The sequence below is a fragment of the Microcoleus sp. C2D2 genome, from assembly GCF_036702495.1.
In the GTDB taxonomy this organism is placed as follows: Bacteria; Cyanobacteriota; Cyanobacteriia; order Cyanobacteriales; family Microcoleaceae; genus Microcoleus.
The window spans coordinates 1-13,369 of the sequence record NZ_JAUBTO010000183.1 but is presented as its reverse complement, the minus strand read 5'-3'; the positions used below and the strand labels follow the sequence as shown (position 1 = coordinate 13,369).

Genomic DNA, 13,369 nt, shown 5'->3' with positions numbered 1-13,369 from the left:
TTTGACAACTTTATTCTTAGGAGCTTCTTACATTGGCATTTTACTAGTTAGTTTTACATACTAGGTTCGGTAGAACCCTTTATTATTACCGGCTGCCTACTGTTTGCTTGTCATTTTCCGGAACCTCTAAAAGTAAAACCTCTTCCCCTAAAAGTATCTTGTGTTCCTTTTGTTGGCTATACACCTCTCATCATTGCTCAAGAGAAAGGATTCTTCAAAGTGCAAGGGGTAGACGTGGAACTGAGCTATGTAGACTACTCACAATTGCAAGACGCGGATTTCAGTGCAGGGAAGTATGATGGGATCGGATTGACTTTGGGCGATTTTATAATATTGAGTGCCACAAATCCTGATATGCAAGCTGTGATGGTTGTGGATGAATCGACTGGTGCAGATGTGGTAGTCGCGCAATCGGACATTAAAACAATTCTTAACTTGAAAGGAAAAAAGCTTGGTGCAAATCTCGGCAGCTTTAGCGAAGTCTTCGTTACTGAGATGTTGAAAACCTCTCAACTGACGAGCGATGATGTTAGGCTAGTTAAAGTCGATGCTTTAGAAGTTCCCCAGCGCTTACAAAACAATGCTATCCAAGCAGGACACACTTGGGAACCGTATCTTTCTGAAGCATTAAAATTAGGCGCACATATCCTGTTTACCAGCAAGCAAACCCCAGGCTTAATTTTGGATGCGATCGCGTTTCGGGGTGAGGTGATACGCGATCGCCCCGAAGATATTCGCGCCTTTGTGCGAGGCTGGCTTCAAGGCTTGTCATATTGGGAAGCAAATATTCCCGAAGGAAACGCGATCGCGAGCAAAGCGTTGAATATTCCCAGCAATACAATCTCTTTAGAGGGAATAAACCTCACTGACTTTGCAGAAAATCAAAAGTTCTTTCAATCAGACAGTCCTAATTATATCTTCAAAACCGCCAAGAAATATGCGGACTTTTTTATTCGCGCTGGCAATGTGACGCGCCTTCCCAATCTAGAAACCTTGTTCAATTCTTCTTTCTTAACCCCCCCCTCCTAGCCGGAAACCATGAAGCGCTCCTTTTTCAACAGCATTCGTACAAAGTTAATCGTGTCGTTTCTCGTCGTTGCTCTGATTCCGTTGCTGTTGCTAGCATTTATTAACAAGCAGACAACTCAAAAGGCATTGACCGACAACGCACGACAAGCCCTATCAGCAGAGGCTAACGCAACCGCTAACAGAATAGATGGGTTTATCGATGCGAATCTCAATGCCGTGCGCCCAGAAGCGATTTTACCAGGTTTGGCTGCCTATCTGGACCTACCTCCAGAACGGCGAAATGGTAGTCCCCAAGAGATGTTAGCGACTGAAACCTTAACCAGGCTCAGTCGCAAAGATATGCTTAATATTATCTCCTATGCCTTGCTCAACTTAAAGGGACGGAATGTACTCGATACGAATACACCGGATGTTGGACGAGATGAATCCGGTCAAGATTACTTCCAAGAACCGCTCAAAACTCAACTATCTTTTGTTTCTAGTATTAGACAATCGCCGACAATTCCCAACCTCGTTACGCTCTTCTTTAGCAGTCCTGTTCGCGATGCGAGGGGAAATATATTGGGTGTATTGCGGGTGACATACAATGCCACATCTGTCCAGCAGTTGGTGACTCGGAAAACTGAACGCGCAGGTGCGAAATCGTTAGCAGTTCTTTTAGACGATCGCTATATCCATCTGGCACATAGCACTAAACCTGAACTTCTTTTCAAATCGATTGTGCCTTTGTCACCCAATGTTGTAGCGAAACTGCAACGCGAAGGGCGTTTGCCTAAGACTTTAACGAAAGAACTTGCAATCAATTTGCCCGACCTCAAGCAAGCATTAGACACTAAACAGCCTTATCTAACCACACGATTGGCAGCTACGGGTAATAATGAGTTGAGCCTTTTAGCGATCGCCCACCTGCAATATAAACCTTGGTCAGTCATCTTCGCACAGCCCATTGCCGTTGCCCTAGCACCTGTAGAAAAACAAATACAGGATGCACTTCTTTTATTAGCAATCATCGCCACAATTGTAACTATCATCGCTGTTGCGATCGCACAACTATTAACAAAGCCTGTGATTTACCTCACCCAAGCCGTTGCCGAGTTTACGGCGGGTCACTTAGACATCCGTGTTAAGATGCGATCGCAAGACGAAATCGGTTTGCTGGCACGATCCTTCAACAGCATGGCGAGGCAACTCCAAGAATCTTTTGAAACCCTCGAAGCCAAAGTTCAAGAACGAACAGCAGAACTCGCTAATGCTAATCAGGAAATCATTGCCCTCAACGAAAAACTCAAAGTAGACAACCTCCGCTTAGGTGCAGAAGTGAATGTGGCGCGTCAGATCCAGCAAATGATTTTACCTAACCCTGATGAACTGGAAATTGACGGACTAGATATCGCCGCATACATGGAACCCGCCGATGAAGTAGGAGGTGACTACTACGACGTGCTACAGATCGATGGTGTTGTCACACTGGCTATCGGTGATGTCACCGGACATGGCCTGGAAAGCGGCATTCTGATGCTGATGGCGCAAACCTCAGTTCGCACTCTGCAAGAGATTCGCGAACTAGACCCCGTTCGATTCCTGGATGTACTCAACCGTACCCTCTACAAAAACGTGCAGCGCATGAATTCTGAGAAAAGTCTGACGCTGGCGATTTTGAGCTACTCCGAAGGACTCATCAGCATCAGCGGTCAACATGAAGAAACGCTAGTGGTGCGAAAAAATGGAGAGGTTGAGCGCATCGACACGATGGATTTAGGTTTGCCGATCGCTTTAGATGATGATATCGCACGCTTCATCAGTCACATCCCGATCGAGCTAGAACCTGGAGATGGCGTGGTGCTATATACTGATGGCATTCCAGAAGCCTATAACATCGGCAAAAAGCAGTATGGACTTAAGCAACTGTGTGAAGTCATCAGTCAAAATTGGCACAAGTCTGCTGCTGAAGTTAAGGAGGCGGTGATTGTAGATGTACGGCAACATATCGGTCAGCAGAAAGTGTTTGATGATATTACGTTGCTAGTCTTTAAGCGGCAGGCTGACCTTACTGAAAAGGGAAATTTAGTCGATCGTATCATTTCCCCAAAAATCTGCTACAATAAAGCTGAAAGTTTGAGGAATTTTTTATAAAAGTAAACTACCAAGAAAGAATTGAGTTAACAGCAGACGAGTTAAAAATAATTCTCTCGCAGCAGCGAACTCTACCTAATCGACAAAAAATTCAGGCACTTTATTGGTTAAAATCTGGAGCGCTTCAAAGCCTTACAGATGTAGCTGAACGTTTAGGTGTACATAGAATTACTGTACATAGATGGTTAAAACAATATATGGCTGGCGGTCTGCCAGAACTGTTAAAAATACGGCCACCAACTGGTAGACCTCGAGTAATTCCCTCAGAGGTAATAGCAGGAATTTCAGAAAAATTAAGTGAAGAATCCTGTGAGTTTAAGACTTATAAAGAAATTGGGAAATGGGTAGAAGATAACTATCAAGTATCAGTCAAATATCAAACATTACACAAGCATTTACACTATCGCATGAAAACCAATTTAAAGAACCCAAATCCTGTGAGTAACGAAAAAGCTCAGGAGACCGACGAGTTTAAAAAAAACTAAAAAAAAATGATTGTTGACTGTTGACTGTTGACTGTTGACTGTTGACTGTAGAAGTAGGGGTGGAAAAACTCAATGGTTGAGTGTTAACTGTTGACTCGATTTTATTATTGTGATGCAACCGGAAACGATATCAAGATGAAACTATAATTAATCTAAAAACGCGTCATAAAAACAAGATTACAGCTTTTGTAGTCAACCAATAGGTAAAGTTAAATATAATTTTAAAGCTGATTATTTATATTGGTTCTTGCCCGACAAAGCTGATAAATGCTATACATCAACAAATATCTATAGCAATCCTAAATCAGTTTCAATAACTGGTTAACTGGTTCCCAAGCTCTGCCTGGGAACCGATGTCCAGAGGCTCTGCCTCGGCCCAGACTATGGAGGCAGAGCCTCCGGATATGCGTTACCAGGCAGAGCCTGGTAACGAGTATAATCATTTAGGATTGCTATAACTCAAGACATCCAACTTGCAAGCTTAGCCCCATTGCTAGGCATGAGTAAATTTTATTTGAGATCATCTGTTCAAAGAGGCGATCGGCACGGCTCCTTATGAATATTTGCTGCAACAGCGGATATTGATAGGCGAAGCAGTTGTTAAAACAAAAAGAGCGATCGATTATAGAAATTGGCTGATTGGTGTGGATTCAATAGCCACAGCCATTTAAGCAAACAGTTTCGGCAGCTTACGGGTATGATTCCTACAGCTTAGATTACCAACTGATAATAAGCGGCAATCCAGGTCGAAAATCTACCTGTTGTCCCTGCACTTCTCCATCAAAACCCAGCTCCACAAAATACTCGGTTCCTATCCGTAACTTTACCTGATTTGTCTCAAGCACTGCTTGAAGTTCAGGTGACGGATTATTGGCAGCAGGACTGACTAATTCTACACGAGTAATTTCGCGTAAACCAACACCATGCTCCAAAGGCTGTGACTTCTGGGCCGGGTATCGATCTGGACGTTGAGCAAAGGAAATTTGGAAAAGCATCGGCTCAGTCAACACATCACTATTTGTTGCCACCGCGATACTCCTCGTTTCAGGTAAATAAGGTGGACGATATGCCCAACTAGAAAATGCAACGGTGTCCTCAGAACCTTTGGCTGGACGCAAACAGATGCCAAATGGACACGCACCATTATTCCGATTTGTCGATCGCTCCCAAAGACGAGTCAGATGGATTGGTTCAGACTTCGCCTCTTCTGGATCGTGAATCCATAACAATTCCAACATTGCGTTATGGAAAAAGAAACAGCGATTGGCTGTACCTTGTCCGTAATGAATGCGAGATGCACCCTCAACTAAACCGAATGAGGATAAACGATTAGCTTCCGAAGCACCAATATCAGTAAGGATGAAAAGATGGTCAAATTCAAATGTCATAGCATTGTTCAGAGAATCGATCGATCGCTCAAGTAATTTTAATCCCCTGTGATTGCTTTTTTTCCGATGGCCCCGCTTATACTGCACAGAGTACTGTACCAAAGTCCGAAACCTCTTCTCAGTCAATCTTTCCCAATCTAAAATCTAAACTCTAAAATCTAAAATCGATAGTCCCAAACCTCTACTCAGTCAATCCTTCCCAATCTAAAATCTAAAATCTAAAATCTAAAATCGATAGTCCCAAACCTCTACTCAGTAAATCTTTCCCAATCTAAAATCTAAAATCTAAAATCTAAAATCTAAAATCGATCGCCCCAAGCCGGACATAAGCTTCAAGTTACAACCAGATTGAGGAACCATCAGCCGGCATCCAGCAGTCTCAACATCCAGTTAGCGACAATTCTGCTAAAGTCAGGTCATCCAAGGAGTGCATCTTGTATAGAGGCGATTCGCAGCCTCTGGCCCGAAAGCAGTAAAATCCCATCAGCTTGTCACCTGCCACCCGATCGGCAGTAACTTAAAAATTAAGGTAGTTTGAAAATAATCGCCCAAAGTTGAAAGAAACCTTGACATCTGACCTACACTCTGTAATTTAGACCCTCTAGCTGCGCTGCCATCCATATTTAAAAGATGCCATGTCAACCTTAGTCATCGTCGAATCTCCGACAAAAGCCCGCACCATCCGCAACTTCCTGCCCTCCACCTACCGTGTAGAGGCATCGATGGGCCATGTCCGCGACCTACCATCCTCCGCCGAAGAAATACCAGAAGCCGTTAAAGGAGAAAAATGGGCGCAACTCGGCGTAAACGTGGAGGCAGACTTTGAACCCCTCTACGTCATCCCGAAAGATAAAAAGAAAATTGTTAAAGAACTCAAAGACGCCCTCAAAGACGCCACAGAACTGATTCTAGCCACTGACGAAGACCGGGAAGGCGAAAGCATTTCCTGGCATTTGCTGCAAATCCTCAAACCCAAAGTTCCCATCAAGCGGATGGTGTTTCACGAAATCACCCGCGAAGCTATCCGCGACGCCTTAACTCACTGCCGCGATATCGACAATCGAGTTGTACAAGCCCAAGAAACTCGCCGAATTCTCGATCGACTCGTCGGTTACACACTCTCTCCGCTACTGTGGAAAAAAATCGCTTGGGGTTTGTCCGCGGGCCGAGTACAGTCAGTCGCAGTCAGGCTTTTGGTGCGCCGGGAACGGGAACGCCGCGCTTTCCGCCAAGGTAGTTACTGGGATTTAAAGGCTGTTTTAACCCCCCCTACTCCCCTTGCTAAGGGGGGACAGGGGGGTGCCTTTGATGCCAAACTCGTGACAGTCGGCAAAGTCAAAGTTGCAAACGGCAGCGATTTTGATGAAAATACCGGGCAAATTATCTCCGGCCGCCGCGTACTTTTGCTGAACGAAGAACAGGCGCGGGCTTTACTCTCACGCATTCAAAACAAACCTTGGACTGTCACCAATCTCGAAGAACGGCCAGTCACCCGCAAACCATCGCCGCCGTTTACGACCTCGACTTTGCAGCAGGAAGCTAACCGCAAGCTGCGGCTGGGTGCGCGGGAAACCATGCGCATTGCCCAAAGTCTCTACGAACGCGGTTTTATCACCTATATGCGGACGGATTCGGTGCATTTGTCCGAACAGGCGATCGCAGCGGCGCGCAGTTGCGTGCAAGAACTTTACGGCAGCGAATACCTCAGCCCCCAACCGCGCAAATACACTACCAAAAGCAAAGGCGCCCAGGAAGCCCACGAAGCTATCCGTCCCGCCGGCAGCACTTTTCGGACTCCGCAGCAAACGGGATTGGATGGGATTGATTTCCGCCTTTACGATTTGATTTGGAAGCGGACTGTCGCTTCTCAAATGGCCGATTCCCGCCAAACTCACGTCACGGTATTAACTCAGGTAGAAGATGCCGGTTTCCGTTCCAGCGGCAAACGCATTGATTTTCCAGGCTTTTTGCGGGCCTACGTGGAAGGTTCCGACGACCCAGATGCGGCGTTGGAAGACCAAGAGGTGATTTTGCCGGCGCTGAAGGTGGGGGATAAACCTAATTGTAAGGAGTTAGAGGCGATCGGGCACGAAACTCAACCTCCCGCCCGCTACACGGAAGCTTCTCTGGTCAAAATGCTCGAAAGCGAAGGTGTGGGCCGTCCGAGTACCTACGCGAGTATTATCGGTACAATTGTCGATCGGGGATATGCCAAATTAATAGCTAACGCCCTAATTCCGACTTTCACCGCTTTCGCCGTCACTACTTTATTGGAAACACATTTTCCCGATTTAGTAGACACGGGTTTTACTTCCCGAATGGAACAAACCCTGGATGAAATTGCTACCGGCGAGGCGAAATGGCTGCCGTATTTGCAAAAGTTTTATACAGGGGAAACCGGACTCGCAACCCAAGTCAAAGAACAGGAAAGCCAGATTGACGCGAAAGTTGCCCGAACTGTGGTATTGGAGAATATTTCTGCTAAAGTCTGCATCGGCAAATTCGGCGCATACCTGGAATCGGAAAGCGAAGAAGGCGTCGTAAAAGCATCGATTCCCCAAGATTTGACGCCGGCTGATTTAGACCCGGAACAAGTGGAGTTTCTGTTAAAGCAAAAAACCGAAGGCCCGGAAAAATTGGGACTCCACCCGGAAACCGGGGAACCGATTTATGTGCTGATTGGCAGTTATGGGCCATACGTTCAGTTAGGGGATGTTTCGGAAACGAACAAGAAACCGAAGCGGGCTTCTTTACCGAAGGGTACGGATAAGGATAGCGTGACGCTGGATATGGCGGTGAGTTTGTTGACTTTACCTCGCTTGTTGGGTACTCACCCGGAGACGGGGGCGAAGGTGCAAGCTAATTTGGGGATGTACGGGCCTTATGTGGTGCATGACCAGGGTAAGGTGGGGAAAGATTATCGATCGATCAAACCGCCGGATGATGTTTTGACGATAACGCTCGATCGGGCTTTAGAGTTATTATCGCAGCCGAAAGCCGCCCGCGGCCGCAGCAAATCAGCCACACCTTTGAAGGAATTGGGCGCGCATCCAGAGTCGGGAGAATCGATCAATGTTTACGATGGCCGCTACGGCCCCTACGTGAAACACGGCGATATCAATGCTTCTTTGTCGAAGGATGAATCTGTGGAGAATTTCACCTTGCAAAGAGCACTGGAATTGTTAGCAACCAAGGAAGCAGCGGGCCCAAAAACTAGCAGCAAATCCAAGAAGTCAACTAAGACAACTGCGGAGAAATCGGAAACTGCAACGAAGAAGACTGCAGCGAAGAAAACCACTGCTAAAAAGACGGAGACTGCGGCGAAGAAAACCACGACTAAGAAGGCTGCGACTGCGACAACAGCCAAGAAAACAACTAAGTCAAGTTAGCAGGATTTACGCACTGTACGGTCAGAAACAGGGTTTTTTGCAATAATTTGTTTTAGCAGACAGATTCGGTAAAAAACTCGGTTTCTGCGATCGCGCCGTGCGTAAGTAGGTCGGCTCTTTCTAAAGTAATCCTTTCGTTCTCATGATATAATCAAAACTATCCATGTAGTAATTAGAGTAATGGAATCACCATGATAGCTGAACTTATGGTACAACCTTCCTACTGGATCGATCGTGAGATTTCGATTGAGAAAGTCAGAAATCTTTACTTATTCAAATTTACGGAAAACCTGCAAGCCCGATTAGAAGAACTGGCCGACAGAAAAAAGGCTAATCTTTTAACTTCAGAAGAGGTTGTAGAATTAGCAAGCTTACTAGAACTAGATCGGATTTTTACCTTAATCAACGCTAAAGTTATAGCAGCCTCATGTCCGTAAACCGCGCTACTAGAAACTTAGTAAGAAGTAGAGCTAATTTTCTTTGTGAATATTGCCATTCAGCGGAAGAAAGTAGCTCTACTCTATTTACGATAGATCATATTTTACCTCGATCGATTGGTGGTAGCGATGAGCTTGAAAACTTAGCTTTAGCTTGTCATCGCTGTAATAATAATCGCTATAATTTTGTTACTGGTACTGACCCAGAAACAGAACAAGAAGTAACTTTGTTTAACCCCCGTCAACAGCAATGGTCTGAGCATTTTAACTGGTCGGCGGATGGTTTAGAAATAATGGGTATTACTCCAACAGGTAGGGGAACCTGCGATCGATTAGACCTTAACGATCTATATCATAATGAAGGAGCGATTATCAGAGCTCGTCGTTTATGGATTAGGGCAGGGTGGCATCCTCCCTCTGGCGATCCTCGCCAGAATTCATAATTTTGTCGAAGGATGAATCTGTGGAGAATTTCACCTTGCAAAGAGCACTGGAATTGTTAGCAACCAAGGAAGCAGCGGGAGGCTGTAAATCTAGCAGCAAGTCGAAGAAGTCTACTAAGACTGCGGCGGCGAAGTCGGAGACTGCAACTGAGAAGACTGCGGCGAAGAAAACTACTGCTAAGAAGACGGCGACTGCGGCGAAGAAAACCACGACTAAGAAGGCTGCGACTGCGACTGCGACTAAGAAGAAGACAACGTGAGTTTAGTTTAGTTTTCACTGATCGAGAAACCCGGTGTGCACGGGGGGAGGGCTCCAAGTGCGATCGGGTTTCTTTGTGGTTAAAATATTTGACAAGCTGAGGTTTGTAGTAAGGATTTCAGTCCTTAAAATTGGGTTTTAAGGTAGTAGGGCACTACGACCAACCGATCGGGAAAATTTTGATAATTCTCTTGAGTATAACTTGACTAGACACAAATTATGCCGTAATTTCGGATTATCTGAGTAGTTGATTCCGCATTTGCGGGTTAATGCTTATTTAGCTTGCTCTGCTTAAGTGTATGGAAGCTACTTTCAAATTGTTGGGTGGAAACTTAGTTTTTTTGGGTACAAGACTCCAGCCTGAAGGATCCAAGTTATACTTATGGTTAAAGGCGAAATAATTCTTCGCTTTCAGGGTTCTGTTTGGGATGACCAGCGATCGCGACATTTACAAAAAGGCTTGATACAATGGTTCAGAAAATTGCCCTATTCAACCACAAGGGCGGGGATAGTAAGACCACAACTACGTTTAATCTAGGCTGGATGCTTGCTGACAAAGGAAAAAGAGTGATTCTTGTGGATACCGATCCACAATGTAACCTCACTCGCCAGGTTCTGGAAGAAGAAACTGAGGATGATGAGGCAAGAATTCAAGAAATCTACAATACAACGTCAAATATAAAGACAGGACTGGCTCCCGCTTTTGAGTCACAACCAAGAGCAATTGAAGCTGTGGATTGTATCCCAATACAAGGTCGGGATGATTTATTCCTTCTACCTGGTCATATTAATTTGACTGAGTATGAAGTGACGCTAGGTATTGCTCAAGAATTAAGTGGCTCACTTCAAACTCTGAAGAATTTACCAGGTTCTATCAATGATTTGCTTGAAAAGACAGCGACCAAGTTTAAAGCAGATTATATGCTGATTGATATGAGTCCAAGCTTAGGTTCAATTAATCAGAATCTGCTGATGATAAGTGACTTTTTTTTAGTGCCTACTACTGCTGACTTTTTCTCAGTGATGGCAATCGAATCTTTGGCTAAAGTCTTGCCAAGATGGTATGCCTGGGCAAAGTTGGCAAGCTCACTCCAAATCCTGAAAGAAGCAAATTATCCGTTTCCTGACATTACTCTACGTTTTTTAGGGACAATTGTTCAGAACTATCGAATCATTCGAGGCAAAGAAACTGCTGCTTTCCAAACCTGGATTGAGAAGATTGAGAAAACTGTTTCTGACAAATTGATTCCAACCCTACGCCAAAGCAATATGATGCTGCCAGACCAGACTTACCGGGAGCTGGGACTTAAAGATAGCCTCTCCCTTGCGAAGATTTCAAACTTTAACAGTCTGATTGCTCTGTCTCAAGAACATCGAACACCAGTTTATGCTTTAACGCCTCAGCAATTGGGACAAACAGGGATTGTCTTGGAGCACAACCAGAAGAAGCAGGAAGAGTTTAGACAAACTTTTTCAGACTTGGCAGATAAAATCATTGCATTAAGTTCAGAAAGCTCCGTATATGCAGTCAGCGCTTGACCAATTTCGTATTAGCATTAGTCGCGTCCGAGACCTAATTGCCCTTCATAATTCCGTTAAAGCTCAAGCTACTGGTGCGCTAGATGTGTCAGATATGCTACGAGCCGCGCTAGTTCTTGCAGTGAGCGCGTTGGATTATTACGTGCATGAGGTTGTGACATTAGGTATGTTAGAAATTCATCGAGGACAACGTTCTGAACCAACGCCTTCAGCAAATACTACTAAGTCAGCATTCTCACGTTTTAAAGTGTCGTTGGGTGGCGCTCGTCAGGAGCGCTTAGCGGCGATTGATATTGCCTCATGGCTTGAAACTGAAATTGAACAAACTCACGGTTATGCTTTTCTCCAACAATCTTATACAGTTGCAGCCTTAATCCCTGCAATATCAAGTAGCGTTGTGAACAGGCTGAATAATGCCTCTGGGTTGGAGGATGAGATTAGGGAACGTCTGGGATATGATAGCTTCCAGCAGGCAGACAAAATTGCTGATGCAATCAGATATATTTCAGACAAAAAGTTGTGGGATGAGGTGGCTAATAAGATAAGCAGACCAGCAAAAGATATTAAGCAACAACTCAATTCGATAGTTGATCGGAGAAATAAGATTGCTCATGAAGCTGATATAGATCCAACTTTTAACATCGGAAATAGATGGAATATTGATGAGGTGCTTGTTGGGGATGCAGTAGACTTTATTGAGCAGATTGTTGAGAGCATTCATCAAGTTCTGTGAATGTAAGGAGAATTGACATGACCCTAGAGCTATATCAGGAAGTTGCTTTAACCCGTGACTTACCAGAATATCAACTCAAAGCAGGAGATATTGCAACACTGGTTGATTTTGTTTCTCATCCTAGTGGTGGTGAAGAGGGCTGTCTGTTGGAAGTATTTAATGCTGTTGGTGAGTCTATGACAGTCATAGCCGTTCCAATCTCTACTGTAGAAGTTCTCCGCCCTGATGAAATCTTAACAGTTCGTTCTTTGGTACAAGCAGGTTAATATTCATTCAAATGTGGGGTTTAAGCGTCTTCACTCGCAGCAAAATATTGCGATCATTGTTGAGTGCGCGGATTAAACAACTTAACGCGCGTTTGCGCGATCGATCGCACCACCCACCCTATCCCTGACCTCTCGTTAGTCTAAAATCTCCTCAGCCGCCAGAAAGGTCATATGTACGATCGACTTTCACGACAAAACTGCGGCAATCCAGAACTAGAAAGCGTACTGTACCGCAAATCGCCCACACTGGAAAACTTTAATACTTTGCTTGAGTAAAACTTGACACAGATCCAAACCATGAATTATATTAGACCTATGGATGCAGCAGACATGATCTAATCATGACATCCCGTTACCCACGAGGGTCGAGGAATTCCGGTAAAGACGTTCTGAATACCAAAATTTATATTTTGGCGAAGGCTCCTTAAGGAGCCTTTGTTATTTTAGGGCTTCGGTAATTCCTTATTCTGCAATAAATTTTTGGCTATGACGAAAAAGCCCACTTTCTTTACTTTACCTATGCCTTCGTATATAGGATAAGCACTGTGTATGTGTAATCTCAGCCTTTTACTTTCTCTAAATGCGGCAAAAGCAACGAAATACTCAACCTCTATACCGTTTGAATCCAAAACTTTAACGATGGCAAATTTTCCATACCCAGCGTGACAAACTAACGTTTCCTTCTCTCCCAATGACTTGACAATACTCGGTAATTGCTTTGAGAGTTGGTATCTCTCAAAATTAAATGTTCTGGACTCTCTCGGCCCATTGTACATTAATAACTGTGATTCTTCGATAGAAATATTATCAGAATCTTTAGTAAAACAATGTAAACCATAAGTTACTATAAATTTGTACGTGATTATATTTTTTTCGTCTCTTTTGTCGAGATATTCAACCCAGTCAGCATTAAGATGCGATCAATCATATATTTCACTATCTAGTATAAAATTTTTCCAGGATATAACTTGTTTTACGGTCTTGAACTTCATACTTACAAAAACAAGGTTATCCGCGAGCGATCGAGGTTAGTAGCCGCTGCTTATTTTAGGCGCTAGGTCGATCGCATCTTCTGTGGAACACCTTACCATTTCACGCAGTTCCACCACATTTTTACCCGCCGCCTCAAAAATCGGGCGACTCCCCAAAACAAGCGCGGTGATTGGGATGCAACCGTAACCTCGAAACTTCCTTAGCATCGCGAATTAAATAACTTACAATTTTAATTGTTATTGTGGGATGGGCGTCCCGCCCGTCCTTTTTGGACG

11 protein-coding genes are annotated in these 13,369 nt (G+C 44.4%); 10 read left to right on the top strand and 1 reads right to left on the bottom strand.

What is annotated here, in order from left to right:
* Nucleotides 1-57: 57 nt before the first annotated feature.
* Genes QUB61_RS33955 through QUB61_RS33945 form a run of 3 tightly spaced genes read left to right on the top strand, consistent with a single transcriptional unit; the run spans nucleotide 58 to nucleotide 3,647 of the window.
* Nucleotides 58-1,029: an ABC transporter substrate-binding protein gene (locus QUB61_RS33955; RefSeq protein ID WP_333190316.1), complete on the top strand. Its 972-nt coding sequence runs from the start codon at nucleotides 58-60 to the stop codon at nucleotides 1,027-1,029.
* Nucleotides 1,030-1,038: 9 nt separating this feature from the next.
* Entirely contained in the window at nucleotides 1,039-3,162 is a 2,124-nt protein-coding gene (locus QUB61_RS33950) for a SpoIIE family protein phosphatase (protein WP_333135020.1), read from the top strand.
* Entirely contained in the window at nucleotides 3,159-3,647 is a 489-nt protein-coding gene (locus QUB61_RS33945) for a helix-turn-helix domain-containing protein (RefSeq protein ID WP_333190314.1), read from the top strand. Before QUB61_RS33950 ends, QUB61_RS33945 begins: the two co-directional genes overlap by 4 nt.
* Before the next feature lie 716 nt (nucleotides 3,648-4,363).
* On the opposite strand, the gene QUB61_RS33940 is transcribed toward QUB61_RS33945, so the two are convergent.
* The gene (locus QUB61_RS33940) at nucleotides 4,364-5,137 is read right to left on the bottom strand and encodes a VOC family protein (RefSeq protein ID WP_333135022.1); all 774 of its coding nucleotides are present in this window, start codon (nucleotides 5,135-5,137) and stop codon (nucleotides 4,364-4,366) included.
* Nucleotides 5,138-5,670: 533 nt separating this feature from the next.
* Between QUB61_RS33940 and topA the strand changes: the two genes are divergently transcribed.
* The 7 genes from topA (at nucleotide 5,671) to QUB61_RS33905 (ending at nucleotide 12,101) form a co-directional block, all read left to right on the top strand.
* Nucleotides 5,671-8,424, top strand: coding sequence for a type I DNA topoisomerase (gene topA, locus QUB61_RS33935; protein WP_333135024.1), 2,754 nt, complete (start codon nucleotides 5,671-5,673; stop codon nucleotides 8,422-8,424).
* A gap of 191 nt (nucleotides 8,425-8,615) precedes the next feature.
* Nucleotides 8,616-8,861 carry a hypothetical protein gene (locus QUB61_RS33930; protein ID WP_333135026.1) on the top strand — a complete coding sequence of 82 codons (246 nt, stop codon included), beginning with the start codon at nucleotides 8,616-8,618 and terminating at the stop codon, nucleotides 8,859-8,861.
* Entirely contained in the window at nucleotides 8,852-9,304 is a 453-nt protein-coding gene (locus QUB61_RS33925) for an HNH endonuclease (RefSeq protein ID WP_015178579.1), read from the top strand. The genes QUB61_RS33930 and QUB61_RS33925 overlap by 10 nt, the downstream gene beginning before the upstream one ends.
* A gap of 2 nt (nucleotides 9,305-9,306) precedes the next feature.
* Nucleotides 9,307-9,564, top strand: coding sequence for a hypothetical protein (locus QUB61_RS33920; RefSeq protein WP_333135028.1), 258 nt, complete (start codon nucleotides 9,307-9,309; stop codon nucleotides 9,562-9,564).
* A 467-nt stretch (nucleotides 9,565-10,031) separates the two neighbouring features.
* Complete coding sequence (locus tag QUB61_RS33915; RefSeq protein WP_333135030.1) at nucleotides 10,032-11,102, top strand: AAA family ATPase; 1,071 nt, start codon at nucleotides 10,032-10,034, stop codon at nucleotides 11,100-11,102.
* The gene (locus QUB61_RS33910) at nucleotides 11,086-11,835 is read left to right on the top strand and encodes a HEPN domain-containing protein (protein WP_333135032.1); all 750 of its coding nucleotides are present in this window, start codon (nucleotides 11,086-11,088) and stop codon (nucleotides 11,833-11,835) included. Before QUB61_RS33915 ends, QUB61_RS33910 begins: the two co-directional genes overlap by 17 nt.
* Nucleotides 11,836-11,852: 17 nt before the next feature.
* Nucleotides 11,853-12,101 carry a DUF4926 domain-containing protein gene (locus QUB61_RS33905; RefSeq protein ID WP_333135034.1) on the top strand — a complete coding sequence of 83 codons (249 nt, stop codon included), beginning with the start codon at nucleotides 11,853-11,855 and terminating at the stop codon, nucleotides 12,099-12,101.
* Nucleotides 12,102-13,369: the final 1,268 nt, after the last annotated feature.

Excerpts from the sequence above, each read along its gene's own strand:
- topA (WP_333135024.1), top strand. The coding sequence starts at position 5,671 with ATGTCAACCTTAGTCATCGTCGAATCTCCGACAAAAGCCCGCACCATC.
- QUB61_RS33915 (WP_333135030.1), top strand. The coding sequence starts at position 10,032 with ATGGTTCAGAAAATTGCCCTATTCAACCACAAGGGCGGGGATAGTAAG.
- QUB61_RS33930 (WP_333135026.1), top strand. The coding sequence starts at position 8,616 with ATGATAGCTGAACTTATGGTACAACCTTCCTACTGGATCGATCGTGAG.
- QUB61_RS33905 (WP_333135034.1), top strand. The coding sequence starts at position 11,853 with ATGACCCTAGAGCTATATCAGGAAGTTGCTTTAACCCGTGACTTACCA.
- QUB61_RS33910 (WP_333135032.1), top strand. The coding sequence starts at position 11,086 with ATGCAGTCAGCGCTTGACCAATTTCGTATTAGCATTAGTCGCGTCCGA.
- QUB61_RS33925 (WP_015178579.1), top strand. The coding sequence starts at position 8,852 with ATGTCCGTAAACCGCGCTACTAGAAACTTAGTAAGAAGTAGAGCTAAT.
- QUB61_RS33950 (WP_333135020.1), top strand. The coding sequence starts at position 1,039 with ATGAAGCGCTCCTTTTTCAACAGCATTCGTACAAAGTTAATCGTGTCG.